This is a genomic window from Photorhabdus kleinii, assembly GCF_025384885.1.
In the GTDB taxonomy this organism is placed as follows: Bacteria; Pseudomonadota; Gammaproteobacteria; order Enterobacterales; family Enterobacteriaceae; genus Photorhabdus; species Photorhabdus kayaii.
In genome coordinates this window covers 20,705-45,488 of the sequence record NZ_JAJAFY010000033.1, presented here as the reverse complement: position 1 = coordinate 45,488, position 24,784 = coordinate 20,705, and the positions used below count along the sequence as shown (strand labels likewise).

The window sequence follows — 24,784 nt, the reverse complement described above, 5'->3', positions numbered from 1 at the left end:
ATCTCCTTACAAAAACATCAAAAAATAGAGCAAAAAAACATTAGTAATCAGCAGCGTTATTCCAGTAGGAGTTTGTGCTTTAATGACCGCATTGCGATTGGGTAATTCCAGCAGCGCGGCCGGAACGATATTGAAATTTGCGGCCATTGGGGTCATCAATGTGCCACAATAGCCAGAGAACATGCCGATGGCGGCCATAACCGCCGGATTGCCGCCATGTTGCAGTACCAGAATGGGAATGCCGATCCCGGCGGTGACAATCGGGAACGCGGCGAAGGCGTTGCCCATGATCATCGTCAATAGCGCCATGCCGAGTATGTATGTCGCCACCGCGATAAATCGGTTATCTACTGCCAAATAGTGCTCTGTCAGGTGAGAAATGGCGGTACCGACACCTGCTACGGTAAATAATAGTCCTAACGTCGCTAATATCTGTGGCAGGATAAACGCCCAGCCGATAGCGTCCAGCAGGCGACGCGCTTCTTGGGTTGATTGAGCTACGCCTTCACGCGTCATTTTTAGTGTAATGCCATATCCGACTAGGCAGCCGATTGTCATGGAAAATAGCGTCACCAGCGTGGCATGGTTGCCGGTACCGAACAGAGCTTGTTGTAATCCAGGAACGTGGTTAAACAGTAATACGCCTGTCACCGTGACGATAGGGATTGCCAGTGCGGGAAGAAATAGACGATTACCCAAACGGGAGGCGCTTTCCTGCCGTTGCTGAGGTGTGCGTTGAGGGTAGCTACCCAATCGTACACCGCCAAAACCTGCCGTCAGTGCCATCAATACGACGATCAGCCCCACACTGATATGCAACATCTTTTGGGCTTCGGCTTCGCTGTCTGCCCATAGTGCTATTAAGCGGTAAGTCCAGTCGCCTACCAGAAACACGATGCCATATAGCGCCCAGAACAAGCTGGTGGTCAGGCGGCGAGGATTGGTGTGGTCACGCCAGGACATTACTGCCACAGCTAACAGAATCACGCCTGCCAGCCAATAAAGATACTGTTGCTGAAACATTACTCCACCTTCCTTCGATTTTTGTCCATATCATTCAGTGCTGCCAGTTTGGCAGCGATCTGGTGATCAAGACGAGACAAGCGGAAAGCGTGGATCAGAAAAGCACAGATGGCGGTAGGAATTCCCCACATGGCGATATGTAGCGGCTCTGTTTGGATGCCGCCAGACTCTAGCATAAAGTTATGCATAAAGATGATTGCGCCAAAGGCGACGAAAATATCCTCACCGAAGAACAGGCCAACATTGTCGGTTGCTGCCGACATGGCCCGCAGGCGATAACGTACATCGTCAGGCAGGTCATGATGACGGTTTTCCGTCGCTCCCTCGACCATCGGTGCCAGCAAGGGACGCACCATTTGTGGGTGTCCTCCTAAACTGGTCAGCCCTAGTGCAGCGGTTGTTTCACGAATAAACAGATAGATGATTAGCAAACGTCCTGCGGTTGCTGTTTTAATATTGCTAATCCAGGTCTGAGCCCGCTCTTTTAAACCGTGCCGTTCCAAAAGGCCGATAGTTGCCAGCGGCAACAGCAAAATTAGTGGCAAATTTCGGGTATTGAGGAAGCCGGAACCTAGCTTTTCCAGAATCTCTGTGATCGACATATGTGCTGCCAGCCCGGTGATGATCCCTGCGACAATTACCACCAATACTGGATTAAACCTAAGTAAAAAACCCACGACAATAACTGCGATACCAATCAACGGCCATAGATTCACGATCTGTTGCATGTTGTCTCACCTCGGTAGATAAAAATTGCGGTTGCTTGCTGTGTCGTCATAGGCTGAATTCCTGTGTGGTAGATAAATTTATATCTAAGCAATATGCGTACCATCGTTGGATAATTTTCATTTATTGTTAAAGTATTATTTTTATATTGTTGAACAATAAATAGAGTGAGGCGAAAGAATAGGCAAAATAAATTATTTTTTTATTATGGAAATGAAATGCAGATCACTGTTTACAATAATGATGCTCTATTATGGTGCGTTTAATGCACTATCATGAGGCAATAATCATTCTGGCGTAGAAAACAGTAAGCGGGTTAGATCCCTATGCTTGCTGACAGTAGGTGAATGTGTGAAGATTCCTGCCATCCTTTTATTGCTTTAAGACTGGTAATTCGTGGCTGGATTGGGTCATCATACGCCCTTTCGACTAACCATTATGAAAAAAGATAATTCCGCTCCTAAGATATTAAGTGAAAAAGTAACAGATATTATCCGGCAAAAGCTGATTATTGGAGAGCTATCACCCGGTCAACGACTGTCAGAAACGGTTTTGAGCGAACAGCTTGAGATATCGCGTAATACATTACGTGAGGTTTTTCGGATACTGACTCAGGAAGGGTTACTGCGATATGAACCTAACCGTGGTGTTTTCGTCGCCACACCGAGTATCGCTTCTATTATTGATATTTATCGAGTCCGACGGCTTATTGAATGTCAGGCATTAGAGCAGTCTTACCCTATGCATCCTGCGGTTGGACACATGCGTAGGGCAATTGAAATGGCGAAACAGTGTCGTGATATTCAGGACTGGATCGGTGTTGGAACCGCAAATATGGCGTTTCATTCCGCTATTGTTCAACTTACTGACAGTGAACGGTTGATAACATTCTATGGGCATATTTCTGCGGAATTGCGTCTGGCTTTTGGTTATCTGAACGATCCTGAACTTTTTTATGCTCCTTATATTGATCAGAATGCCCATATTTTTGCGTTACTTGAGAAAGGTGAACCAGAAAGTGCGGCCTCTGAGTTAAAAAGCTATCTGGAACAGTCAGAACGTACTGTATTAGCGGCTTATACGCGCAAAAATCGTGCTTAATAAATAAAGATTAAGATAATACCTGCGGCTAGATTGGCAAATTTATTTAAAATTTTTTCATATTTTTCCTTTGTAACGTTATGTTTGTTTGGTGCCTTTCCAGACAAAGGCGATAGTGTTTATAGAGATCAAGGAAGTCAATGCTAAGAGAAGTTATATATGCCTTTTGTGCCATGATGTCGAACTTTTTAATCGATCATGTGGTTATTAAAAACATCATTCATCGTATTTTTGCGGTAATTCATATTAGTAACATGAATTACAGGAAAACGTGACTTATAGTCCGTGGTTTGATAAGTAACGCCGTTCGATACTTATCGAATGAAAAAACCTGACACTATAAAATCCATTTTTGGGCAAAGAGTTAGATATATCAGAACGGCATCTGGTATGTCTCAGGAAGCTTTTGCCGATAAATGTGGGCTTGATCGCACTTATATCAGCGGCATCGAACGCGGCGTCAGGAATCCCACGCTTGAAGTTATTAATGTCATCGCAAGTGGTTTACAGATCGAATTAAAAGATCTGTTTGACTTTGACGCAGAGAAAAAGAGTTAGTCGATTTTATTTGAGTATTGAGTTTTTACTCATTCTTGTTGTTTTGTTGTTTTGTTGTTTTGTTGTTTTGTTGTTTTATTGTTTTATCGTCTCTCCTCCGTTAGAAGATTTTATTCTGTTGTTACAGTCACGGATCTGAATCGTTTCTGTTAAATTCCCCAAAACAAGAGATTAAGCGCATCTTTGATATCAGATGACCATTGGCTCACATCAGTGATTTTCTCTCCGATTACGCTTTCTGAGACACTCGAAAGTTCTGTTGTTAAAAGTCGGTAATTTTCATCTCTGATTTGCACTATAGGAAATAGATGACGACTCACCTTGCTTGAAAAATGATGCGTTTCAACCAAAGGAATAACCATACGCCTTCCTGGTGTTTCAATGATGTCGCTTTGTACATCAACAAACATACTGTATTTGCTTTCGCTCCGTTTGTATTGATAAACAATAAATTGCATTTACCAGTTCCTGTTTTCATCAGCAAATGAGCCATATTGTTCAATAAATTGAGCAACTTCTTCCATTCCTTTGCGATTATCTGCTTTCCAACTTTCAGCTTTGATTCGTTGAGCTTCTCTGGTCATGATTTCATTAACAAAACCTGAAATGTTTACACCGGCTGAACTCAGGATCAGATAATTTTCTTTATCAACCGTTACGTTAACTCTATGCTTCATAGCACACCTCAAAAACACACTTTAAGTACACATTAAAAGTATGTATTTCGTGAAAACAAAAGGCAACCTTATTTTTTACGTTCGCATGAGGAAATGGATTGCGAGCAGGAAAAGATAAATGCAAGCAGTTACAAGTAATCATTATTCTTACCGAGTGGTATAAAGTAGATTGAGGCAGCTTATCTTGTTGATAAACTGCCTCGTTTTGCTCTACAGCCACTTACTTTGTGTACCTCGAAGGCCATATTTCAGCGGGATCGCAATCTAAAGCTTCGGCAATAAGCCGTTGACCTTTAGGCCAGCGGCGTTGCAGGGTATTAGCAAGGGTAGATGATGCTAGCCCTGCCTCTCTTGAAACGGCGGCTAATGATGTTCCCCGTTTTTTCAGCTCGGCGATAATGTCTGCTGGGTGCCAGTCCTGATTTTTCATTATTAATCCTCTGCGTTACGGATAACTTTGATATGAAAAGGTAAGTCGTTACATAGTAGACTATAAGTCACATATGATAACATAACTTGTCGCAAAAAGTGACTCATAGTCCGTGGTCTGATAAGTAACATAATTCGATACTTATCGGATGAAAAAGCCAAATGCTGTAAAATTTCTTTTTGGACAAAGAGTTAGGTATTTCAGGCAATCGTCTGGCATGTCTCAGGAAGCTTTTGCCGATAAATGTGGAATCGACCGGACGTATATCAGCGGTATTGAGCGTGGGGTTAGAAATCCTACGCTGGAAATCATCAATATTATTGCGAATGGTTTACAGATTGAGCTAACAGATCTGTTTGATTTCAGCACTAAATCAAAAGGCTAACAGTTGCTTTCCCCTTCATTTCTTAGAAATTTTCTTACCTTAATCTTTTTATTGGAGGAAATTACCTATGGTGATTTGGTTGAGTATTTGGCCGCCCAGAAAAAGCAGACATGGAGGCTTCCATAAATCCCTTCTGCCCATTTGAATAAGTTTATTGAGGAAGAACCTATATCTCCCTCAATAAATAGCTTTATTAAATGGTGATAATTTTCTGGGTGTTATCTCGTTCAATTTTTATGGTCAATTTACCCGATGGGGTCTCTGACAACTGATTGCGAAGGTAGGTGATATCCTTAGGAAGGGCTGGTTGACCATTAACTTCCAGTACAATATCACCGTTCTTTAATCCAAATTTTTCAATATCTTTTGGATCGTTGTAAAATATTTCTACTTTGTTATTAAAATAGCGGATTGCAATTGTGCGAAGTAGTGGGTTGTCATAACGGGTGAAATTTTTGGCGTTAAAGCAGAGCAGCATTTTATTTGGGATAAACAGATAATCATCAAAACGCGAGAAGAAACTCATACCAAGATTGTAGAGATCATTTTTATTTTCGCCAATTCTCAGACGACCTACCGGCAGTTGCTGTAAATACAAACCATCAATCAGGTATTCTTTGCTACTATCAAGCCCACCGGCGGACGCGTATTTGACACTGGTTCCTTCAGAAATTTTATCTTTGTGCTCTTTTTTCAGATATTCAATAAATTCCTTAGAAACATAGCTGTAATCAGCCCCGGTATCTATATTAAAAACGACATTAGAGATCTGGATTGCGGGGGATTTGCCGTAGCTATCACTGTAAGGTTCACATTGTTGATAATTTAGGATTGAAGGCGCATGGCGCCATACTGTCAATGTATGGTTCAGGTTATTTATTTCCCAGTTTAACTGACGAAAAGTGTCAATTCCGAGAATACCATCCAGTTCTTGACCAAGGGACTGATTAAAGAGACTCATGTCAATGCCAATCCAGGGATCAGAACCCAGCACCGTATGATTACCTAGGATAATTGCCAGGGGTTGCCATAATGTTAGATCAGCTTTGTGTAAGCGTTTTTCACTGGTTGTAACCAGTCCATCGGATAGCATACGGTGGAATGTAACCGGTATTTTTGATTCTGGTGTGGTTTGTGTCAGCGTTTTTGCCAGCTTATTATCGATGAAGGTATAACTGGCGCCAGTATCCAGCAAGAATTGATATTTTTTACCGGAGATAGTGACAGGAACAATGATCGATGTTGGTTGATGGATGTCCAGCTTAGTAGAAAGGACGGGTTTGTTTTCTTCTGGCATATGGATTTTTTCCATATGGCTACAGCCCGTTATTAGTGTCAGCAAACTGGCGGTAATAATTGACCGAGAGGCTATCTTTTCCTGTTTTTTCATAATATTAGATTCCTTTTCTAGGGAGTGGAAGATGAAAATCTAGGGTCCGGTAAAACCCAACATAATGCACGGGAAGCAATAAAATGTTGCGTATGACCTAAGGTAGTACGCGTTATCAGCTTAGCTTCATTGCAAATATTATTATCTGCTTTGTACTAAAGCCAAAGATAAACAATAACATCATTATATTAGTTGATGTGAAATGTAGTGAATAATTGTTTAACTGCGGTTGAACTATTATTGGTTTCAACGGTAATATTGGTGAAAATATCGGCTATTGATAAATGTGAACGGTAAAAGTTATTAATGGCGATATTTATAGAATAATTAATTGGCAATAGAGGTAGCATTAAAAGATAAATTATCTGGATGTGTTTGATTATATAGTGTATATCAATGATAACAATTTGAAATAAAAATCACTATAAATCATTTTAGGTATAATGTAAAGGTAATGAATATTTATTGGATTTATATTTATATGTGGAAATTATTTTTCTGATAAATATCCAGATGATCTCAATATAATAAAATAACACCTTTGGGCTAAAGGAATATATTGATTTTATGTCTATATCACTAAAACTCAGCATTGTCGTATCCATTTATAATGGAAAGCGGTTTTTACCGCAGTTTTTTGTCAATTTATCTCGGCAAAAGCTAACTGATTTTGAATTAATTTTGGTTGATGATGGTTCAACGGATAATAGTCGCCAGATTATTGAGCAATATGCCGAAAAATTCCCAAAGACAGAAATTATCACGCAGAAGAATCAAGGAGTTTCTGTTGCCCGTAACACGGGGTTAGCGAAAGCCAGAGGTGATTATGTGGCTTTCCCTGATATTGATGATGTCATTTATCCGGGTATGTATAACCGGTTGTTAGAGATTGCTCAGAATAATGATTTGGATATTGCTACTTGCAACGGTCATTATGTTTATGATGATGGTCGGCCTGCTCGAAAGATTTTTCCTTCCGAGCGCCTCTCTTCTACCGCGGTTTTGAGCGGGCCAGAATGGTTGCAACAAGCACTGAGTTCACGCAAATTCCTGCATGTAACTTGGCTGAATATCTACAAACGGGCTTTTCTGACAAAACATCATTATCAGTTTGAACCGGGGTTGCATCATCAGGATATTCCGTGGACAACAGAACTCTTGTTGACGGCAAATCGGGTGCAATATATTGATGAATCTTTTTATGATTATCTGATTCACGCCGCTTCGGTGTCCCATGTTCCTGCGGATGATGGTATTAAGGTAAGAACAGCACATCACTATATGAAAATCTTGGAGATGCTGAATAAGATTAATCAGCGTTATCCACAGCAAGTCAAGCAGGCTCCGGCGTGTCATTGGCAGATTGCGAAAGAAGGGCTAGGGATTTTGCATACCATTAATGAGATAGAATCTTCTACGATGAAGCAACAAATGGTGCATGAATTGTTTGAGCGCGGTATTTGGTCAATGATCTGGAAAAATGCCCGTGGATTTAGATTGCGTTGGCGTTTGGCTCGTCGATATCCGCGACTTAGAGCGGTGTTAAAAGCCGTTTAATAGTGAAAATAACGGCTTTATTATCGTTCCCTACCTGTGATTATTTTCCATCTTAATCGCAGGTATCGCCGATGTTTTTCAACGCATCAATAATCAATTGCCAGAATCGCTGTTGATCGAGTTTGACTGCAACTTGGGTATGGCAATCTTCTGATGGTGGATAACGGAAATCCGCTACGGTCATTCCCACAGTTAAGGTACCATTCAGTTCAATATTGACGGGGACTTTTTGCGTTGTCATCACTGTAGGATCAATAATATAGGCGACAGCACAAGGATCATGTATTGGAGGGCAGTTGAAACCATGTCTCTTCTGATAACTTTCACCATAGTACTCCAGTAGCTCTACGACAAATTGAGACGCTTTGGTATTAATACGTGAAATTGCTTTGGTGATTTCTGGCGTGGCCCGTGCTTGGTGCGTTAGATCCAGGCCGACCATCGTCAATGGCCATTTTTCATTGAAAACAATATGTGCCGCTTCTGGATCGGTTTTGATGTTGAATTCTGCTACTGCGCTTCTGTTAGCCGTGTGATATCCACCGCCCATTAATACCACTTCTTTTACCCGTTCAACGATCTTCGGTGCTTTACGGACGGCGAGAGCAATATTGGTTAAGCTGCCAACGGGAACCAAAGTCACCGTTTTGGGCGGATGAGACATAATAGTATCAATAATCAGATCAGTGGCGTGGCGAGGATCCAGAGTTCGAGAGTGTTTAGGCAACTTCACGCCACCCAGACCAGATTCGCCGTGAATATCCGATGCCGTTTCGAGCTCGCGAACTAATGGCCGATGACAGCCTGCGGCAAAGGGCACACCGGTAATACCAGCAATATGCGCTATCGCCAGCGCATTGTGAGTGACTTTATCCAGTGTCTGATTCCCGACAACTGTCGTGACGGCTAATAGCTCAATATTAGGGTTGCCATGCGCCAATAACATCGCGATAGCGTCATCATGTCCCGGATCGCAATCAAGAATAATTTTTTTGGTGGTCATTTTTACTCCTTGCCAGAGAAAGTGATATAAAAAATGAGCATAATCCAGTTAAAACGTCTATTCCGTGACAAAATCTTAGATCTGGGTGGGTGCTCTCATAAATAATTAGTAAAATGTTTCATAATTGTGATTTGATTAACACATAAACGATAATTGAGTTGTGGAGCCAGTTTAAGTGTGATTTTTATATAGTTTCGCTATGGAATTGGCGAGCAATATCTGCTTCGGATTTATTATTAATTTATGAATAATTGCGAGGGCTTGAATGGATATTCATGTAGATAGATTATCAACAGTGATTGAATCGGTGGCAACCAGTGAATTTTATCCTAATTTACTGACTTGGCTGGAACAATTTATTACTTTTGATAACGCCATTGTTTATGCCTTTGAACAAGGTTCTTCTCCGCGTTGTTTGAGTAAAACCGAGAAGAAAAACAGTGATGCAATAAATCAGATTTATCAACAGGGCGCTTATCTGCAAGATCCGTTCTATCAAGCCTTGATAGATGGGGCTGACACTGATCTATTTACCTTACGGGAACTAGTCCCTTCAGGGTTTTATCATACTGATTATTATCTGAATTTTTATCGTAAAACTGGTTGGCAGGATGAAACGGGGGTTTTACTGAAGCTCTCTCCCCAAAGGCAACTTGGCCTGTTTTTTGGTAAGGAAAATCAGCCATTTTTCATCCAGAAACAGCATCGGAAAAACTTGAAAACTACACTGGAAATTATCCGCAGTGTAGCGCGATTACATGATGATATGACGCAGCAAGCCCCTTCTGCTGAAATGGTTTATCTGGATACTCAGACTCGTTATGCCTTGACTCCGAGAGAATGTGAGATTGTGGAGTTGATATTGCAAGGTAAAGGCTCACCACAGATTGCTGAGAAACTTTTTATCAGTACGGGGACGGTGAAAAACCATCGGAAAAATATTTATCAAAAATTACAAATCAGATCACAAGCAGAGCTTTTTAGCCTGTTTATGGTGCCACCTACTCGTTATTTTGCCTGAGTCACAAATGTTAAAACTGTGTTGCAAATATCCCTAAAGGGACATGGTGATGTGACTCTGCGCTACAGATAATCCGGTGATTATGTTGGATGCTAATCGGGCTATCACATGAACAATCATCTTGATTCATTAACTTATTACGCTGCGACCAAGAAATATGATCTTCGTTTTCCGGCATTACAAGAAGATCTGGATGTAGACGTCGTGATTATCGGCGGTGGATTTTCCGGTATCAATACTGCGCTTGAACTGGCGGAAAAAGGTATCACTAATATTGCGATCTTGGAAAGCCGTCATCTTGGCTATGGCAGTACAGGTCGTAATGGTGGTCAGGTTATGGCGGGTATCGGTCATGATCTGGAGGTGATCAAACGCTATATTGGTGAGCGAGGGTTGGAAACGATCTTTCAGATCAGTAATCTGGGTGCCGGCATCATTCGTGATCGTATCGCTAAATATAATATTGATGCTGATCTCTGCCGGGGTTATGGCTATCTTGGCATGAATAAGAGGCAGGAAAAGACGTTACGTAGCTGGTTGCAAGATTTTAAGGCGGTTTCTCCTGATGAAGAGATTGAGCTTTACACCGGCTCTGATGTGAAAAAGGTGATTGGTTCTGATGTTTATACTTGTGCGTTGAAGCATATGGGGGGTGGGCATGTCCATTCTCTAAACCTGTTGCTAGGTGAGGCAAAAGCGGCGACAGACCTTGGCGTAAAACTCTTTGAGAACAGCCAGGTACTGAATATTGAATATGGTCCCAGAGTAACGGTTCGTACCGCGATGGGATCGGTTCGTGCTAATAAAATGTTGTGGGCCTGTAACGCCTTTCTTAATAGTGGTCTTGAGCCATATATTTATAAAAAGGTGGTCAACACTTATGCCTTCCAATTAATGACGGAAGTGTTGCCGGATGACTTGATTGAGAAAATCAGCCCGATTCGCGGTGCATACAGTGATATTCGTCCGGTTATTGATTACTTCCGTGTGACGAAAGAAAACCGTCTCTTGTTCGGTAGCGCAACCCCCTTCATTGAACATATCCCATCTGATTTGAAAGCCTGGAACCGCCACTTGATGTTGAAAGTTTTCCCTTATCTGAAAGATGTGAAGGTTGAACTGGCATGGGGAGGACCGTTGTGTTGCAGTGCGAACTTGTTCCCACAGATTGGTTCTCTGCCGCAGCACAATAATGTGTTCTATGTGCAGGGCTATTCCGGTTTCGGAGTCACGCCAAGCCATATCGTTTGTAAGGTATTGGCCGAAGGGATGAGCGAAGGATCTGAGCGTTATGATCTGATGAGTTCAATTCCTCACGTAAATATTATTGGCAAAGATAAATTGCGACATCTGATGGTGTCAGCGGGCAAGATTTGGCATCAAACGTCGGGATTTTGGAAAGGTCGCCGTTAACTTATTGATATCAATAATATTCATTGGGCAATTTATAAATTATTTTATTTGGAACGAGAACATTATGATTAAATCACTTTTACTGAACAAACCCCTGCCTGAATTATTGGACATTGGTAGCGTAAGCAATCTGGGATCGACTGTGTTGGAAGGCGATCCGCAGGCCAGTATGGCAATGATATTTGGTGAACCAACGGATGACCTGAGTTGTGGGATTTTCGCCTGTACTCGTGGCAAGTTCAGTATGGTGTATCCGTTTGATGAGCATGCAACCGTTACAGAAGGTTCAGTAAAATTGACCGATGTGAAGAGCGGTGAAACCATTGAATATCATCCTGGAGATTCCTGGTTTGCGCCGAAAGGAACCGAAGTGTTGTGGGAAATCACCGTTGACCGTTTTGTGAAGCATTATCTGGCTTGTAAAGGTTAAAAAAACACTTATTTGATAGAGGTAAATAATGAGTGATATTAACTTATTACAGTCAGTTACGGCCTTTTTGCAGCATAATCATGGACATTATATTAATGGTCAGCCGGTCATTGGTCAGGGGAGTGAAACGCTTTCTGTGGTAAATCCCGCGATTGATGAAGTTATTGCAACGGTTAATCAAGGCGGTGAAGCGGAAGTAAATGCCGCTATGCAAGCGGCACATGCGGCATTTCATGGGGTATGGGCCCAAACTTCACCGATGGAGCGCGGTCATTGCCTGAATCGTCTGGCAGATCTATTGCTGGCACATCGGGAAGAGTTGGCGCAGTTAGAAACCCTCTGCTCCGGTAAAACTATCCAGTTGTCCCGCATGCTGGAAATTGATTCCTCCGCTCAGTTCCTGCGTTATTTTGCCGGATGGTCAAGTAAGATCAGCGGAGAAACCCTGAATGTCTCTTTGCCCTCTTTTAAGGGTGAACAATACACGGCGTTTACCCGTCGCGAGCCGATAGGTGTTGTGGTGGGGATAATTCCGTGGAATTTCTCCATCATGGTTGCTATCTGGAAAATAGCGGCTGCACTGACTTGCGGCTGTACCATTGTATTGAAACCCAGTGAATACACCCCGTTGACCATGCTCAGAGTGGCTGAATTAGCCAAGGAAGCGGGTATTCCTGATGGTGTCATTAATGTGATTAATGGTTCAGGTTCGGTGCTTGGTCCTGCGCTGATAGGTCATCCATTGTGTGCCAAGGTGACTTTCACCGGTTCAGTGCCAACGGGTATTGCTGTTGGTAAATCAGCAATGGAACAGGGATTGACTCGTGCCACGCTGGAATTGGGTGGCAAGAACGGCGCGGCGTTTTTAGCGGATATGTCCGTTGAAAAAATTGTCGATGGTATTCTGGAAGCCGGTTATCTCAATCAAGGGCAGATTTGTGCGGCGGCGGAACGTTTCTATATTCCTGCAAGCCATATGGATGACGTGTTGAAACTGTTGTCTGAAAGACTCGCGGCAATGAAAATTGGCTCGCCTCTGGATGAATCGACAGAAATGGGGCCGTTGGCAAACAAAGCGCACTATAACAAGATCCTGTCCCTGTTTGAGCAAGCTCGTCAAGAAGGCAGTGAGATTGTTTACGGAGGTCATGCTCTGGCCGTGCCGGGTTTCTTTGTGGCGCCAACAGTGATTCGTGCTAACAGCCCTGAAGATTCATTGATGAAGGAAGAGACATTTGGTCCTATCGGGACTTTCCTCAGCTATAACGATGAGGAAGAGCTGATTGGATTGATGAACAGCACGCCATTTGGTTTAGCGGCGAGTTTGTGGACCAATGATCTCAGCAAAGCCATGCGTATGATCCCGCGTATCGAAGCGGGGACCGTTTGGGTCAATATGCATACATTCCTCGATCCGGCATTACCATTCGGTGGTACCAAATCCTCAGGTATCGGTCGTGAATTCGGTAGCGCCTTTATTGAGCACTATACTGAATTGAAATCCGTGATGGTTCGTTACTGATTTGATATTCGGATCAAAATAAGCAAGGCCCCTTGATTAAAGGGGCCATTGTCAAACCTAAGGTCATCACTGGCATTTTATCCAGGAGAGGGCTTCTCAGGGCAGCAGGTTGATTGTGTACTACTCACCACTATAATTCAATACTCGTGATTAATAAGGTAACGAGTGCTACGACCACCAGCACCAGTACTTTCTAAACAACCTAGCTCAACCAAATGTGTCAGGTGTCTGGTTGCAGTGGCGCGACTGACCTTCGCTACCTTTTGATATTGGCTGCTACTAATGCCTTGCTCAAAATTGCCATCCAGCATACGGTTTAGCACCTTCGTTTGCTCTGCTGTAAGTTGAGTCTGGTCTATCCGGCGCCAAAATTTAGCTTTTTGCACAACCTGATTAATTTCTTTCAATTTATTTGTTAAGGTCTCATTCAGTATTTTCAAAAACCAAACCAACCAATCAGTAATATCCAAACCGCCACGTTGAGTACTTTCAAGGATTTCGTAATACGCTTTACGATGATGACAAATACTTACCGACATTGCATAGAAACGAATTGAACGGTTTTCGGCTTGAGCAAGTGCAAGGTCTGTTAAAAACCGGGTAATGCGCCCGTTTCCGTCGTCTAAAGGATGGATTGTTACAAACCATAAATGGACAATTGCTGCTCTGATGATGGGATCGAGACTAGTATCTGTTCTGGATTGATTGAACCACGTTATAAATTGGGGTACTTCATCGACCATTTTTTCTGGTGGTGGTGCCTCAAGGTGAACGGTTGGCTTATCCAAACGACCGGATACCACTTCTATCATCCCTTCGCGTAATTTGCCTCCTTGTATCGGATTGAACAGGGTATAGCTTTCGGGAAATATCAACTGATGCCACTTGAGTATGCGTTCAAGGGTTAAATCGGAGTGGTTATTTTCTATCACATCAAGAGCAACCTTTGTAATGCCGTCACTCTTTTCTACGATTGGATAAGGTTTTTCTTCCGTAATACCTAATCTGTTTGCCAATGATGAACGTATCGAAGCTGCATTCAGTCTTTCTCCTTCAATTTCACTTGAATAGAGTATGCTAGATAGAAGGCTATCAAGTGTTGCCTGCTTGGTGTCTTCATAATCAGATTTGCCTAATAACAGTCCCTGATTGAAATGCACATCTCGCAGTAATGGTGCAATAGTATTGACATTCCAATGGAATTCTGGCCATTTCGGTTGTTCCCATATCCACATTTGCTTCACCCGTGAGTCAAATAAGGCTTCTATTCTACTCACCAAATGAGGCGAATAGTAATGTTATTTGACTCTTTCTGGGCTTTTTGCCTTGTATCTTGGCCGACATTGGGTAAGTTTTTACCAATCACAAATGTCGAGTAATAAACCCGTTGGAAACCAATTCAGTGCGATTAGTCACTTTTGTTTTGGCAAAGATATTGCGCAGGTGGGTTTTGACGGTAGATAGGGAAATATTAAGTATCTGTGCAATACGTTTGTTACTTGATCCTTCTCTTATTAAATTAATAATTTCTTGCTCTTTAGCTGTCAAAATAGTGGGGGTTTCAGGAAGCAAGTCTCTGACAGCTAATTCAATTAATGGCAGAATAGCACTGAGGCGGTTAAAGTCTTTTGGTGTAAATGGGGTATCTCGTAATAAAGAGACGCCGGCAATAATTCGATTGTGTTGACGGATAAATATTTCGGCGATGTCCTGTATATTATTTGGCTGCATAAATTCATGATAATATTTGTTATGTTTAGTTAGTGTTTTCTGATCCATGCCAACCATATTGATATCATTTTGTTGATAATTAGCCGGTTTTAATGGATCTAAGTGCTGAAAATGAGTCAGATAATTCTGGTGAGTTTCGTCGGAAATACCATATAGAATGTAATTCTCAGGGCGTAATTCATTATTCACCAAATAGAATGCTGCGGCTGAGATAGGAATCAGATGCGCAATGGTGTTTAAGCAGCTGTGGATTAGAGCATTTTCACGGCTATTCGGTAGTACAGTAGACAAGAAAGTTCTCCCTTTAGAATAATGTCTAACTGGATAAATCAATTCTGACGATTAATCAAATGCTAATTAAAATCCAGAGTCAACACAAAATAAACATATTAATAACGTGATATAGATTGCAATAATTGAAATTTCTCACCGTGATGATCACCTGTTAAGAATAGAGGTTTTGGTATATATCTGAAATAATTTCTTAATGCATTGATTAAGTAATCTATTTTTTATTGATTGATATTTAAGTGATTATTTTTGATTTTTGTTTTTTTCTGGTATTTTTCGTCACACCTTTTCGGCTATGAATCCCCCTTTAGGTATCGTTCTTTAGGACGATAGCCGGTATTCCGTTTCACTTTCTATAGTGTATTTATCCTCAATAAAGTTTACAAAAAATTCACAAATAAATCGCTGTGAGCGTTATTTCTATGACCGGAAGTAAAAGGGAAGATAAATGAAGATGTCAACACGACTGACTTCGCATATTGAAAAGGGAGTGGTGGGGTTTCCTACCACACTGGCAAGTTCTGTCGGGGTGATCATGGCAAGCCCGGTTATTCTGACCGTGACCAGTGGCTTTGGGATTGGCGGTGACACTTTCGTACTGGCAATGCTGATCAGTTTTATCATGATGCAGGCCCAAGTGACGACGTTTGCTGAGGCGGCAGCTATTTTGCCTACCTCCGGCTCTGTCTATGATTATATCTCTTGTGGCATGGGACGGTTCTGGGCAATTACCGGCGCACTTTCGGCTTATTTGATTGTTCATATTTTTGCGGGTACAGCAGAAACGATCCTCTCCGGTATTATGGCATTGGTGAATTTTGACAGCCTTAATACGATGGTGGAAAGTCATAACGCTTCATGGATGGTTGGTGTTGGGCTTGTTATTACGTTCGGATTACTTAATGCGTTGGGTATTGAAGCGTTCGGTAAAGTCGAAATTGTGCTGACATTCTGCATGTGGAGTACTTTGGTTATTTTCAGTATTTGCGGATTATTAATGCCATTTGCTGTGCCGCTGGAGAGTTGGTTTGGTGAAGGGCTTAATCTCGGCGATCCCTTGGCGGTGCTGAGTTTAGTAGGAATGGCAATGTTTATGTTTGTCGGCTGTGAACTAGTGACGCCAATGGCGCCGGAAATTAAAAATTCTGCCAAAGTTTTGCCGCGAGCAATGGTGACGGGCCTGTGTGGGGTGGCGTTCTGTATGGGTCTATATGGAGCGTCAATCAGCCATCAGGTAGAAAATGTGCTGGTGGATGTAGAAAATAACGTTCGCTTACTGGAAACACCAATGGCCATTCCTGCTTTTGCCGGCCAGGTGATGGGGGATTTTGGTAAATATTGGATTGGTATCGGGTTATTACTGGCGGGAGCGGCAACAATTAATACCCTGATGGCGGCGGTACCGCGTATTCTCTATGGTATGGCATTGGATGGCGCATTACCGCGTATTTTTGCTTATTTACATCCACGTTTTAAAACGCCAATATTTGGGATTTTGGTTGCGGTAATGCTCCCCTGTTTACATACCTTTATTATTCAGGGTGACTTGAACCGGATTATGCCTTTGGTATTAGCAGCGGTATGTGCCTGGTGTGTCGCTTATTTGCTGGTGACATGTTCTGTGATATTGCTGCGTATCCGCAGACCTGATTTACATCGTGCTTATAAATCCCCTTTTTTCCCATTACCTCAAATTGTCTCTAGTGTAGGAATTATTTTGGCGATCATTCACATTACACCTCCGGGAATGAATCCCGGTGATGTGTATATTCCATTCGCCATCATGTTGGGCTTGACCGCCAGCTATGCCCTGTTTTGGACGCTCTGTGTGCAACGGGTGAATCCGTTTAAACCCGTACCCGTTGAACAGGTACTTTCACATACTTTCACTAAGGGTGAATTGCCGGAGGTACAACTTGAGCCACTTCGTTCCCTTAATTGATGGTATTTGGCGGCGGTTAAATAAACCCCGCTATCCTACTGGCTATCAGGCAGGTATAACGCTAAGCCGGTTGAAACAGAATTTATCGCCTTATTGTTGTGAGCGTTTATCAGCAGAAAGTTTGCAAGTGACATTACCTGATGGATTGCAGATTGAAGTTTGTGAAAAGCCGAAGACGCTGTTTCTGGCTTATATTGTCAGTTGTTGTTTTCGTTTGCAGGGAATCACGTCACTCAAGGAAAAAATCGTTATTAAAGCCAAGGTAAAGGGGATATTTCGGCGAAAAACCGTGACTTATTACTGTTGTCATGGTGCAGAGTTTGGGCAACAGATTATTGATTTACTTAATCAGTATCCATTAATTGGCGAAACGTTAGCGGAACTGGATTTTCGGGATCTCGTTTTGAATATTCATCAGGGGCAATGGCAATTTGAGGTGGAACATTTTGCCGCTTCTGAGGTTGTTAGTCGATTGCCGGCCAGTCGTCGTTATTTACGTTTGACTTCTGAGCAGCGCCATTTGTTGCTCAGTACGTTGCTGATGTTTAAGCAACTCATGGAAAAGATTTAATATTTTACAGCGCGAGATGTCGTTTGTTTGCTAGTAAAAATGTCGTATGTTTGCTACGCTTATCGATCATGATTTCTGGAGAGTCCCTCATGATTATTAAAGAACGTATTCAGGCGCGTTTGAAGCGATCAAAACGTTATGTGTTCATCCGTGACGACTTTAAAGATATTGCCGGTTACGATCAGGTAGGAAGGATACTGCGTAATTTAGTCAAAGAAGGTCAATTGCTGAAAGTAGGATACGGTGTTTACACCAAGGCTCGGAAAAACAGTATTACTGGGAAAATAATGCCTGCTTCTCCGGGAGGTTCTGATGCGGTTATTCTTGAAGCACTAGAGCGTTTAAAGGTGAAATACCGTTTGGATGGAGCTTCTGCTGCTTATACTGGCGGTAAATCAACACAGATTCCCGCTTATATCCAAATCAAAACCACACTCCGTTTCAAACGAGTGCTATCGGTGGGGAACAGCCGATTAAATGGATGATTTATCAGGTTTATTCGCAGATGTTGCTGATGTGCTAGGTATCGGTGCTGTTTCTATAGTGGAAAGAGATTGCTATTATGGATCGCAAATTAGACTTAAAAAAACCACCGATCTTTATTCAAGAGTCGGTGGTGATGTGAGCGTAATAGACATTTACATTGGCACAGCATTTCTCGCCATATTTAAAGTATCGATAAGCTGATCAATATCTGACTTACTGGATCTAAAGCTGGATATACAAAGGCGCAGGGCTTTTGTATTGGCAAAGGTGGTTATTGAGATCCAACATTTGTTCATCTCTAATACTTTTTCTAAGATTTTATTAACATCAAAATCCCCATTATCGCGGATGCAAATAACAGGTAACGCAGAGGGATTTAATATCTGCCAATCGTTTTTCGCCAGTTGCGATCTTAAATAATCAGCAAGATTGATCTGGTAATCGATCATATTGCTAAATCCAGTTCGGCCCAGGATAGCCAGCGGCATAAATAATTTTAAGCCGTTAAAACGTCGTGACCACTGAATAGAATGGATGTAAGGATCGGAATTAATATCATCACTGATCGGCATATAATTGGTGGAGACAGCAAAAGGTATTGTCAGAATCTGTTTATCTGCACATATAAACATGCCGGTACCCATTGGCGCGGAAAGCCATTTATGAGCATCAATGGTAATAGAATCAGCGTGTTCAATACCCTTGAGATGATGGGAATATTGCTCACTTAACAGGATTGCGCCAGCCCATGCTGCATCAATATGGAAGAATAGCTGATATTTATTTGCTACAGCAGCAAGTTCTGGTAGCGGATCAATAATACCAGCGTTTGTCGTTCCGGCGGTTCCAACAATCATGAAAGGTTTATTGCCATTCGCTATATCATTATCAATAGCTTCGGTTAAACCTGAAATATCTATTCTTCCTGTATCATCGACTGCGATTAATCTTACCGCGTTGTGCCCTAAACCAGATTGTAATGCTATTTTTAACCAGGCAAGATGGCTATCGGAAGAGATATAAAAAACAGGTTGTCCCTTTATTGACTGCAAACCCTGTTGGGCATAATCGGGAAAATGTTTTGTCAGGGCACAAATAAGTGCCGTACAATTTGCTTCTGCACCGCCAGTAGTGAATGCCCCTCCACTATTATCAGGATTAAACCCGGCGAGCACGCCAAAATATTTAATTAACTTTTCCTCTATTTCAACGCAGGCCGGGGCGTGACTCCAGACCGCTAATTGTGGATTATATAGCGCAGTGATGAAATCTGAAATCACGCCCCAGAAAGTTGATGATGGATTAAATAGCCCAAAATAATGTGGGCTGGTGACATGGACAATACCTTTTCCCATAAGGTGTAATACATCATTTAAAACCTCTGTTGGTGAAAAATTGCCATCAAAGGTGTATTTTGATAAAGCATGGTAAATATCGACTTTGGAAAGTGAAGGATTAACTGCCATTGTTGGTAATTCAGTAATATGATTGTTAATTGAATTCTTTAAAAATTCAATAATATCATTACGTTGATGCATATCAGGAAATAGTGTAGAGATGATTTCCTGGCTGATATCCCATTTGTCATTTGTACCTATCATTTAATTCTCCCCTGTAAAGATTAAATAGCGTAATCATCAGTTGTTTTGGTATTTGCTTTAATAGACTCATATATTCTTTCTGCTCTTATCGCGACCGCAGAAAAAGATTGAGCATCGCTAATGCCATGAGTTCGTTCTGAAAGGCCATTGACATAAAGATGAGCGTCACCACAATTTTTTAATTTCACTTTATAGTCATTATCGATGGTAAGCCCATCTGCAAAATCTTTTACTAAAAATTGATCGAATTTTGCCAGTAGATCAGGCAGAGGATTCTGATAATATCCTGTACCTAGTACGATAGCATCACAAATATGGGTAGTCTCTTCGCCAGTAAAAATGTCTTTAATAACAACCTGGTATTCTCCGTGAGAGTAGTTAATAGTCATCATTTCTGAATTGACCATCATGCGGAGACGCTCTTTGCCAATCACTTCATCTTCATACATAATTGAAAATAGCGATTGGCTTTCATCAACATCAATGCCTGAATAGTTGGTGCTTTTAATATGTTCGAAGAATACTTTTTTATTCTCTGGGCTTAAGGATTTAAAGTACTCAATTTTTTCCGGTAAAAATACCAGATTGGGAAATTGGCCTAGTTGTGCGATTTTAAAGCCGATTGAACGATGCAGAGAGAGAATTTCAATATCCTCTTTTTTATTGATTAAATCAGCAATCACTTCGCCGGCGCTTTGACCAGAACCAATAACTATCCATCTTTTAGGTATATTACTCTGGAAATTATTTATTTTTTCTAAATATGCTGAGGTATGAAAAACATGATCACTCAGGAATTTATCAAACATTTTGGGTGTAAATGGCGTTGAGCCACTGGATAATATCAGTTTATTGGTAATATATTCAAAGTTTTCCCCGGAGACACTAAAACCATCCAGTAACCCATTATTGATAACTGGGGATATATGAGTCACGTTTTTTCTATATTGCACATAACTTTCCATTTTATGTGCAACCCAGATCATATAATCTGACCATTCAAAGCGACTTGCGGGACGACCTAATAAGCCAAATTTGAACAAGCGATTTTTGTCTTTCAAATACATGGCAAAACTATAAGGGCTTTGTGGGTTTCTGGGAGTCACTAAATCTCGATAAACATGATGATTAATGTCTGTTCCTGGTAATAATAAATTAGGATGCCAGGCGCAAGAATCTGCTTTTTCAAGCGCTAAGAAATTATGTTGCCATTGAGAATGATGTTCAGTCTTATGTTCATCAAATACGCAAGCCAGTGCGAGGCCGGCGGGGCCAAAGCCAATACTGAGTACATCTATAAATTTTTTATTATTTGAATTCATTGTTAAGCTCTCGAATTAATAGGTAAAATATAGCGTGGCTTCATCGTGGAATTCTCATTCGTCCATAAACATAATTTAGCGGCTGAACACTCCCCTTTAATGAACTTAATGTGGCCGAGGGTTGTCTGAAATGTTTCTCTTTGCAAACGATGCAATAAGTTATCGGACGTCGCTAATTGATGAGCAATCTCCAATGCGGCAAAAGTTTCAAGAAAGAAGATATTAGGGAATTGATCGTATTGTTGGATATAGCGTTGGATACAGGATTCCAGTGGGTTAATGAATTCGACGGGAGCAAACCCGATACCGGTAATTTGTCCATTTTCCACATTTTCTGGCAAATGAAGTTGTTTGCATGCAGCATCATCAGTAAGGATGATTTTTCCATCTCTCTTTTCAGAGAAATAGCTATGAAGAAATTTTTCACTTTTATCGATGGTGCCAATGAAAATAACTTGATCGATATTGTCATTGGATTTTATCTCGGTGTCATTTCTGCCCAACATTCTGAGAATATTTTCTGCCAGATTATTACTATATTTTGAGCCATCGGTTTTTATCTCATAATAGCGATTTTCATCTTCTTTGATTAGTGCAGCGAGTGCATGGGCAATATTTTTATTATTAAAGCAAAGTCTGAATATATTGCTATTTTTTATGGTTAAAGTAGTTTCGGTTGCAGTAGGTAACATAACTGGAATATTATGGTGTGAATAGACTTCCGCCGCACCTATTGCCGCGTTACTTGAGAAATGACCGATGACCATATCGACATTGTTCTCGATATTATAGTGTGCCGCTTTAGCGCCTCCTTCAATTGAGCCATAATCTTCGCTGAAGATAAATTCAAGTGTGCTATTGTTATGTAGATCTTTAAATATCTCAATAGCACGTATGACAGTTAACGCATGTATTGATCTCTTAGGATCTAAAATGGCGGAAATGCCACAAATAAGCTTACTATTCATTTTATTTATCTTAATTGGTGAATCGTGAATAGGAAAAAGTCTGATTTTTCTGTTTGAGAAAATTAGCCGAAAGCTCAGTTGGCAATAAATTTGATGTAATAATCTCAGATACAGCTAAAGCAATTTTATATCCTATGCCACAAAAGCCCGTTGCCACAAAACATTTTTTTTCTTCATCTATAAAGTCGAGAATAGGTCGTTCATCGGGAGTATATGAATCATATCCTTTAATTATAGAGAGAATGTTTTCAGGTTGATGTTTAAAATTAGATTTTATAAGCCTTTCGCTGATATCGTTTTCAATAATATTATCATTGTATTCTATGTTTTCTGGTATCTCGGCGGCATTTCTAATCTTAGAACCTGCTTGATAGTAATATTCATTAAGTGGCACGATGTGTGTGCCGGTTTCGGTATCTATAATTGGCATATTGGTACTGTAGGGGGTACGAATATTTGCCAGAGGAATACTTTTAGCATTAACTGGCAGTTTATATGCCAGTGTTTTTGTCCATGCGCCGATAGCTAAAACAATATAGTCCGCTTCAATGGTTGAGTGAGAAAGCTGAACGATGGCTTTGCCATTTTCGGTTGTTATTGCGTGTACTTTGGTGTTTTCTAATACTAGATTCCTCGTATCTCTAACGATTTGTGCTAAATTTGAGGCGGTATTTCTAATATAGCCAAATCCGCCTTTTGGCTCAAAAAGGATAATTCGGTTGTTATGTTTGGAATAACAGCCATTGGTTAATTCGAAAGCTTTCTCGGAGGATATCAGCTCTAAAGGATAGAGGCTATCGCTATAATCCCTGATACTTGTTTTGATTAATTCAATATTCTTCTGATTGAGTTCGGCGGCATAAATAATTCCTGTCTGTTTGAACGTTTTTTTAAATATTTTTCCGACCTGACTCTCTTGCATTAGCTCGACACTTCTCCGTGTGAGCTTAGCAATTTCATGATCAGGATCATGTACGCGGAATAATGCACCGGAGAATTTAGTTGCCCCATTACCGCCAATAGTTTCTTGCTCAATGAGGGAGACATTGAGTCCTTTCAATGCCAAGTTTGCAGCAACTGTTGCGCCAACTATTCCCCCTCCTATGACAATAATTTGTGTGGTTTTATCTGCTTGCATAATCAAACACCTGGTCTTGACAAATTTAATAATGAACAGAAAGCCTCAATATCATGGTGAGTAATATATTCTTTTAATTTTTGGGATGTTTTTGGTATTATCGGTTCAGACAAAATTGTGAATAAAACCGCAAGATTTTTGTCCAAAATATTGTAATTTAATTTTGCGTTTAATAAATCTAACATTTCCATTAATTCAGCCGCAATTTCCTTAATCGAAAAATTATCGTATCTGGAATAGGTTTGCCATCTTTCGATAATTTTTGTTTCTGATTCTGATAATACGATGGGGTTGGTGATATTATCCGAATCCATTTTTTCCAGATGATCAATTATTTTAGGCAGCAGATAATTAAAGATATGATTTCGCCATGTCCAGAACTCTTCTACGACAAAGTTCTCAGAAGATTGTTCTGGCGATATAAGAGAGATATAGAACCTGACACTATCAGAACAGGCATTTTTGACGATATCTTTTACCCAAATAGCATGATTGCGGCTGGTTGAAAAATCTTTTCCATCCAGTTTTAAGAAGAAGTTGGTATAGAAAGCATGTTTAAAGCGTAATTCCTCGTTCAATAATATTTGGGCCGGGTACGCAAGAATGTGGCTATAAGAACAATCCATGCCTAAAAAATTGACCATACAAGTATTATCATCATAAATAAGGTTATAAGGATTATCCGCATCGGCATTTTTTCCGGAAAGTTCTTTCAATGTTGCTAAATATCCGGCTAACCCCATAAACCAGGTATGAATACGATGATTTTCATCAGAATGGAGCTTCAGCCCTGATTCATAGGGGCGAGTCACGCCCCACTCTTTTATACCATGCGCAAAAACTTCCTCGACCCATTCTGTTAATTGTGGCCTCATAGGAGAACTAAGAATTTTCTCTTTCAGTTTTTCGGCAATCGCCGGCAATAATAGAAATTGACGCTCAACATGCTTATAAACGACTTTTTCATTGCACCAAACGCAGCGCAAATTTGTCATTTCAGATGCGTCCGGCGCCATTGCACAGGATTCACACTGACTTGGATCTGAGCTTTCGCCACAATGGTTACATCCACCTCTGGCGAAGGCTTCATAGCCCCATTTTGCGCACTTTTCACAATAAGGTTCTAAACTCACCTTTGGTGCAATAATGCCTTGGTCTAAACAAGAGTGATAAAGCATCTTGACGGCATCTTCAAAATAGCGGTTACCGTATGACTCCAGCCAATGATCCAGTTTTATATCAATTAAGCTTAATGATTCCTGTATTTTTTCTGAATTCTCTTTCGCCAGAGCCGGTGCGCTTGTACCTGTTTCTTCCGCTTTGCGTTGTAAATAAGATTGATAATCATCTGAATAGGATATCAGGTAACACTTTTCACCTTTTAAACGTTGAGCGCGAGTAAATATATCTGCACTTAGAAATGGTCCGGCTATATGCCCAACATGCAGATCGCCATTTGGCGTTGGTGGTGTGATGGTGACAATATATTTATTCATTA

General features: G+C 41.0%; 25 protein-coding genes. 11 read left to right on the top strand and 14 right to left on the bottom strand.

Going from position 1 to position 24,784, the window contains the following annotated elements; all coding sequences use genetic code 11:
* Positions 1–6: 6 nt before the first annotated feature.
* The gene (locus LG003_RS15540) at positions 7–1,023 is read right to left on the bottom strand and encodes a DUF979 domain-containing protein (protein WP_262981115.1); all 1,017 of its coding nucleotides are present in this window, start codon (positions 1,021–1,023) and stop codon (positions 7–9) included.
* The gene (locus LG003_RS15535; protein ID WP_112879304.1) at positions 1,023–1,751 is read right to left on the bottom strand and encodes a DUF969 domain-containing protein; all 729 of its coding nucleotides are present in this window, start codon (positions 1,749–1,751) and stop codon (positions 1,023–1,025) included. Before LG003_RS15535 ends, LG003_RS15540 begins: the two co-directional genes overlap by 1 nt.
* A gap of 436 nt (positions 1,752–2,187) precedes the next feature.
* On the opposite strand from LG003_RS15535, the gene LG003_RS15530 reads away from it, so the two are divergent.
* Together LG003_RS15530 and xreR1 are read left to right on the top strand one after the other, a co-directional pair.
* Positions 2,188–2,850: a GntR family transcriptional regulator gene (locus LG003_RS15530; RefSeq protein ID WP_112879303.1), complete on the top strand. Its 663-nt coding sequence runs from the start codon at positions 2,188–2,190 to the stop codon at positions 2,848–2,850.
* A gap of 321 nt (positions 2,851–3,171) precedes the next feature.
* Entirely contained in the window at positions 3,172–3,408 is a 237-nt protein-coding gene (gene xreR1 / locus LG003_RS15525) for a cell morphology transcriptional regulator XreR1 (RefSeq protein WP_112879302.1), read from the top strand.
* Positions 3,409–3,557: 149 nt separating this feature from the next.
* Here the strand turns inward: xreR1 and ccdB are convergent, their stop codons facing one another.
* From ccdB to xreR2, 3 genes are all read right to left on the bottom strand, one after another.
* Complete coding sequence (gene ccdB / locus LG003_RS15520; RefSeq protein WP_112879301.1) at positions 3,558–3,866, bottom strand: type II toxin-antitoxin system toxin CcdB; 309 nt, start codon at positions 3,864–3,866, stop codon at positions 3,558–3,560.
* On the bottom strand, positions 3,867–4,085 hold the full coding sequence (gene ccdA / locus LG003_RS15515; protein ID WP_112879300.1) for a type II toxin-antitoxin system antitoxin CcdA: 219 nt from the start codon (positions 4,083–4,085) through the stop codon (positions 3,867–3,869).
* A gap of 220 nt (positions 4,086–4,305) precedes the next feature.
* Complete coding sequence (gene xreR2, locus LG003_RS15510) at positions 4,306–4,515, bottom strand: cell morphology transcriptional regulator XreR2 (RefSeq protein WP_036811682.1); 210 nt, start codon at positions 4,513–4,515, stop codon at positions 4,306–4,308.
* A 217-nt stretch (positions 4,516–4,732) separates the two neighbouring features.
* Between xreR2 and LG003_RS15505 the strand changes: the two genes are divergently transcribed.
* Entirely contained in the window at positions 4,733–4,900 is a 168-nt protein-coding gene (locus LG003_RS15505) for a helix-turn-helix domain-containing protein (RefSeq protein WP_049582902.1), read from the top strand.
* A gap of 193 nt (positions 4,901–5,093) precedes the next feature.
* Here the strand turns inward: LG003_RS15505 and LG003_RS15500 are convergent, their stop codons facing one another.
* Positions 5,094–6,290, bottom strand: coding sequence for an aspartyl protease family protein (locus tag LG003_RS15500; RefSeq protein ID WP_112879299.1), 1,197 nt, complete (start codon positions 6,288–6,290; stop codon positions 5,094–5,096).
* Between the two features lie 567 nt (positions 6,291–6,857).
* Between LG003_RS15500 and LG003_RS15495 the strand changes: the two genes are divergently transcribed.
* Positions 6,858–7,847, top strand: a complete 990-nt coding sequence (locus tag LG003_RS15495; RefSeq protein ID WP_262981114.1) for a glycosyltransferase — start codon at positions 6,858–6,860, stop codon at positions 7,845–7,847.
* Between the two features lie 52 nt (positions 7,848–7,899).
* Here LG003_RS15495 and uriH read toward each other — a convergent pair whose 3' ends face one another.
* A complete protein-coding gene (uriH, locus tag LG003_RS15490) occupies positions 7,900–8,850 on the bottom strand; it encodes a uridine-preferring nucleoside hydrolase UriH (protein ID WP_112879297.1) in 951 nt (316 codons plus the stop codon).
* A 265-nt stretch (positions 8,851–9,115) separates the two neighbouring features.
* Here uriH and LG003_RS15485 point away from each other — a divergent pair, with 265 nt between their 5' ends.
* From LG003_RS15485 to LG003_RS15470, 4 genes are all read left to right on the top strand, one after another.
* Positions 9,116–9,871, top strand: coding sequence for a response regulator transcription factor (locus LG003_RS15485; protein ID WP_112879296.1), 756 nt, complete (start codon positions 9,116–9,118; stop codon positions 9,869–9,871).
* Positions 9,872–9,979: 108 nt separating this feature from the next.
* Positions 9,980–11,284 (top strand): NAD(P)/FAD-dependent oxidoreductase, encoded by a 1,305-nt coding sequence (locus LG003_RS15480; protein ID WP_112879295.1) that lies wholly within the window; start codon positions 9,980–9,982, stop codon positions 11,282–11,284.
* A gap of 64 nt (positions 11,285–11,348) precedes the next feature.
* Positions 11,349–11,714, top strand: coding sequence for a cupin domain-containing protein (locus tag LG003_RS15475; protein ID WP_112879294.1), 366 nt, complete (start codon positions 11,349–11,351; stop codon positions 11,712–11,714).
* 28 nt (positions 11,715–11,742) lie between these two features.
* On the top strand, positions 11,743–13,236 hold the full coding sequence (locus LG003_RS15470) for an aldehyde dehydrogenase family protein (protein WP_112879293.1): 1,494 nt from the start codon (positions 11,743–11,745) through the stop codon (positions 13,234–13,236).
* 137 nt (positions 13,237–13,373) lie between these two features.
* Here the strand turns inward: LG003_RS15470 and LG003_RS15465 are convergent, their stop codons facing one another.
* Both LG003_RS15465 and LG003_RS15460 read right to left on the bottom strand, forming a co-directional pair.
* Positions 13,374–14,471, bottom strand: a complete 1,098-nt coding sequence (locus tag LG003_RS15465) for a Fic family protein (protein WP_262981113.1) — start codon at positions 14,469–14,471, stop codon at positions 13,374–13,376.
* Positions 14,472–14,598: 127 nt separating this feature from the next.
* Positions 14,599–15,258, bottom strand: coding sequence for a response regulator transcription factor (locus tag LG003_RS15460; RefSeq protein ID WP_112878823.1), 660 nt, complete (start codon positions 15,256–15,258; stop codon positions 14,599–14,601).
* 448 nt (positions 15,259–15,706) lie between these two features.
* On the opposite strand from LG003_RS15460, the gene LG003_RS15455 reads away from it, so the two are divergent.
* The 3 genes from LG003_RS15455 (at position 15,707) to LG003_RS15445 (ending at position 18,256) form a co-directional block, all read left to right on the top strand.
* Positions 15,707–17,200, top strand: a complete 1,494-nt coding sequence (locus tag LG003_RS15455) for an APC family permease (RefSeq protein WP_112878824.1) — start codon at positions 15,707–15,709, stop codon at positions 17,198–17,200.
* Positions 17,175–17,771 (top strand): DUF3156 family protein, encoded by a 597-nt coding sequence (locus tag LG003_RS15450; RefSeq protein ID WP_192881041.1) that lies wholly within the window; start codon positions 17,175–17,177, stop codon positions 17,769–17,771. The genes LG003_RS15455 and LG003_RS15450 overlap by 26 nt, the downstream gene beginning before the upstream one ends.
* Before the next feature lie 89 nt (positions 17,772–17,860).
* Complete coding sequence (locus LG003_RS15445; RefSeq protein ID WP_112878825.1) at positions 17,861–18,256, top strand: DUF6088 family protein; 396 nt, start codon at positions 17,861–17,863, stop codon at positions 18,254–18,256.
* A gap of 153 nt (positions 18,257–18,409) precedes the next feature.
* Here the strand turns inward: LG003_RS15445 and LG003_RS15440 are convergent, their stop codons facing one another.
* Genes LG003_RS15440 through LG003_RS15420 form a run of 5 tightly spaced genes read right to left on the bottom strand, consistent with a single transcriptional unit; the run spans position 18,410 to position 24,782 of the window.
* Positions 18,410–19,858, bottom strand: coding sequence for a pyridoxal phosphate-dependent decarboxylase family protein (locus LG003_RS15440; RefSeq protein ID WP_112878827.1), 1,449 nt, complete (start codon positions 19,856–19,858; stop codon positions 18,410–18,412).
* A gap of 20 nt (positions 19,859–19,878) precedes the next feature.
* Positions 19,879–21,180, bottom strand: coding sequence for a SidA/IucD/PvdA family monooxygenase (locus LG003_RS15435; RefSeq protein WP_112878828.1), 1,302 nt, complete (start codon positions 21,178–21,180; stop codon positions 19,879–19,881).
* A gap of 2 nt (positions 21,181–21,182) precedes the next feature.
* On the bottom strand, positions 21,183–22,148 hold the full coding sequence (locus tag LG003_RS15430; RefSeq protein ID WP_112878829.1) for an ABC transporter substrate-binding protein: 966 nt from the start codon (positions 22,146–22,148) through the stop codon (positions 21,183–21,185).
* A gap of 10 nt (positions 22,149–22,158) precedes the next feature.
* On the bottom strand, positions 22,159–23,286 hold the full coding sequence (locus LG003_RS15425; protein ID WP_262981112.1) for an NAD(P)/FAD-dependent oxidoreductase: 1,128 nt from the start codon (positions 23,284–23,286) through the stop codon (positions 22,159–22,161).
* Positions 23,287–23,288: 2 nt separating this feature from the next.
* Positions 23,289–24,782 carry a methionine--tRNA ligase gene (locus LG003_RS15420; protein ID WP_158537792.1) on the bottom strand — a complete coding sequence of 498 codons (1,494 nt, stop codon included), beginning with the start codon at positions 24,780–24,782 and terminating at the stop codon, positions 23,289–23,291.
* Positions 24,783–24,784: the final 2 nt, after the last annotated feature.

Excerpts from the sequence above, each read along its gene's own strand:
- LG003_RS15435 (WP_112878828.1), bottom strand. The coding sequence starts at position 21,180 with ATGAATTCAAATAATAAAAAATTTATAGATGTACTCAGTATTGGCTTT.
- LG003_RS15420 (WP_158537792.1), bottom strand. The coding sequence starts at position 24,782 with ATGAATAAATATATTGTCACCATCACACCACCAACGCCAAATGGCGAT.
- LG003_RS15535 (WP_112879304.1), bottom strand. The coding sequence starts at position 1,751 with ATGCAACAGATCGTGAATCTATGGCCGTTGATTGGTATCGCAGTTATT.
- ccdB (WP_112879301.1), bottom strand. The coding sequence starts at position 3,866 with ATGCAATTTATTGTTTATCAATACAAACGGAGCGAAAGCAAATACAGT.
- LG003_RS15495 (WP_262981114.1), top strand. The coding sequence starts at position 6,858 with ATGTCTATATCACTAAAACTCAGCATTGTCGTATCCATTTATAATGGA.
- LG003_RS15445 (WP_112878825.1), top strand. The coding sequence starts at position 17,861 with ATGATTATTAAAGAACGTATTCAGGCGCGTTTGAAGCGATCAAAACGT.
- LG003_RS15500 (WP_112879299.1), bottom strand. The coding sequence starts at position 6,290 with ATGAAAAAACAGGAAAAGATAGCCTCTCGGTCAATTATTACCGCCAGT.
- uriH (WP_112879297.1), bottom strand. The coding sequence starts at position 8,850 with ATGACCACCAAAAAAATTATTCTTGATTGCGATCCGGGACATGATGAC.
- LG003_RS15465 (WP_262981113.1), bottom strand. The coding sequence starts at position 14,471 with ATGTGGATATGGGAACAACCGAAATGGCCAGAATTCCATTGGAATGTC.
- LG003_RS15440 (WP_112878827.1), bottom strand. The coding sequence starts at position 19,858 with ATGATAGGTACAAATGACAAATGGGATATCAGCCAGGAAATCATCTCT.
- LG003_RS15470 (WP_112879293.1), top strand. The coding sequence starts at position 11,743 with ATGAGTGATATTAACTTATTACAGTCAGTTACGGCCTTTTTGCAGCAT.
- LG003_RS15530 (WP_112879303.1), top strand. The coding sequence starts at position 2,188 with ATGAAAAAAGATAATTCCGCTCCTAAGATATTAAGTGAAAAAGTAACA.
- xreR2 (WP_036811682.1), bottom strand. The coding sequence starts at position 4,515 with ATGAAAAATCAGGACTGGCACCCAGCAGACATTATCGCCGAGCTGAAA.
- LG003_RS15480 (WP_112879295.1), top strand. The coding sequence starts at position 9,980 with ATGAACAATCATCTTGATTCATTAACTTATTACGCTGCGACCAAGAAA.
- LG003_RS15540 (WP_262981115.1), bottom strand. The coding sequence starts at position 1,023 with ATGTTTCAGCAACAGTATCTTTATTGGCTGGCAGGCGTGATTCTGTTA.
- LG003_RS15455 (WP_112878824.1), top strand. The coding sequence starts at position 15,707 with ATGAAGATGTCAACACGACTGACTTCGCATATTGAAAAGGGAGTGGTG.
- ccdA (WP_112879300.1), bottom strand. The coding sequence starts at position 4,085 with ATGAAGCATAGAGTTAACGTAACGGTTGATAAAGAAAATTATCTGATC.
- LG003_RS15505 (WP_049582902.1), top strand. The coding sequence starts at position 4,733 with ATGTCTCAGGAAGCTTTTGCCGATAAATGTGGAATCGACCGGACGTAT.
- LG003_RS15430 (WP_112878829.1), bottom strand. The coding sequence starts at position 22,148 with ATGAATAGTAAGCTTATTTGTGGCATTTCCGCCATTTTAGATCCTAAG.
- LG003_RS15475 (WP_112879294.1), top strand. The coding sequence starts at position 11,349 with ATGATTAAATCACTTTTACTGAACAAACCCCTGCCTGAATTATTGGAC.
- LG003_RS15485 (WP_112879296.1), top strand. The coding sequence starts at position 9,116 with ATGGATATTCATGTAGATAGATTATCAACAGTGATTGAATCGGTGGCA.
- LG003_RS15425 (WP_262981112.1), bottom strand. The coding sequence starts at position 23,286 with ATGCAAGCAGATAAAACCACACAAATTATTGTCATAGGAGGGGGAATA.
- xreR1 (WP_112879302.1), top strand. The coding sequence starts at position 3,172 with ATGAAAAAACCTGACACTATAAAATCCATTTTTGGGCAAAGAGTTAGA.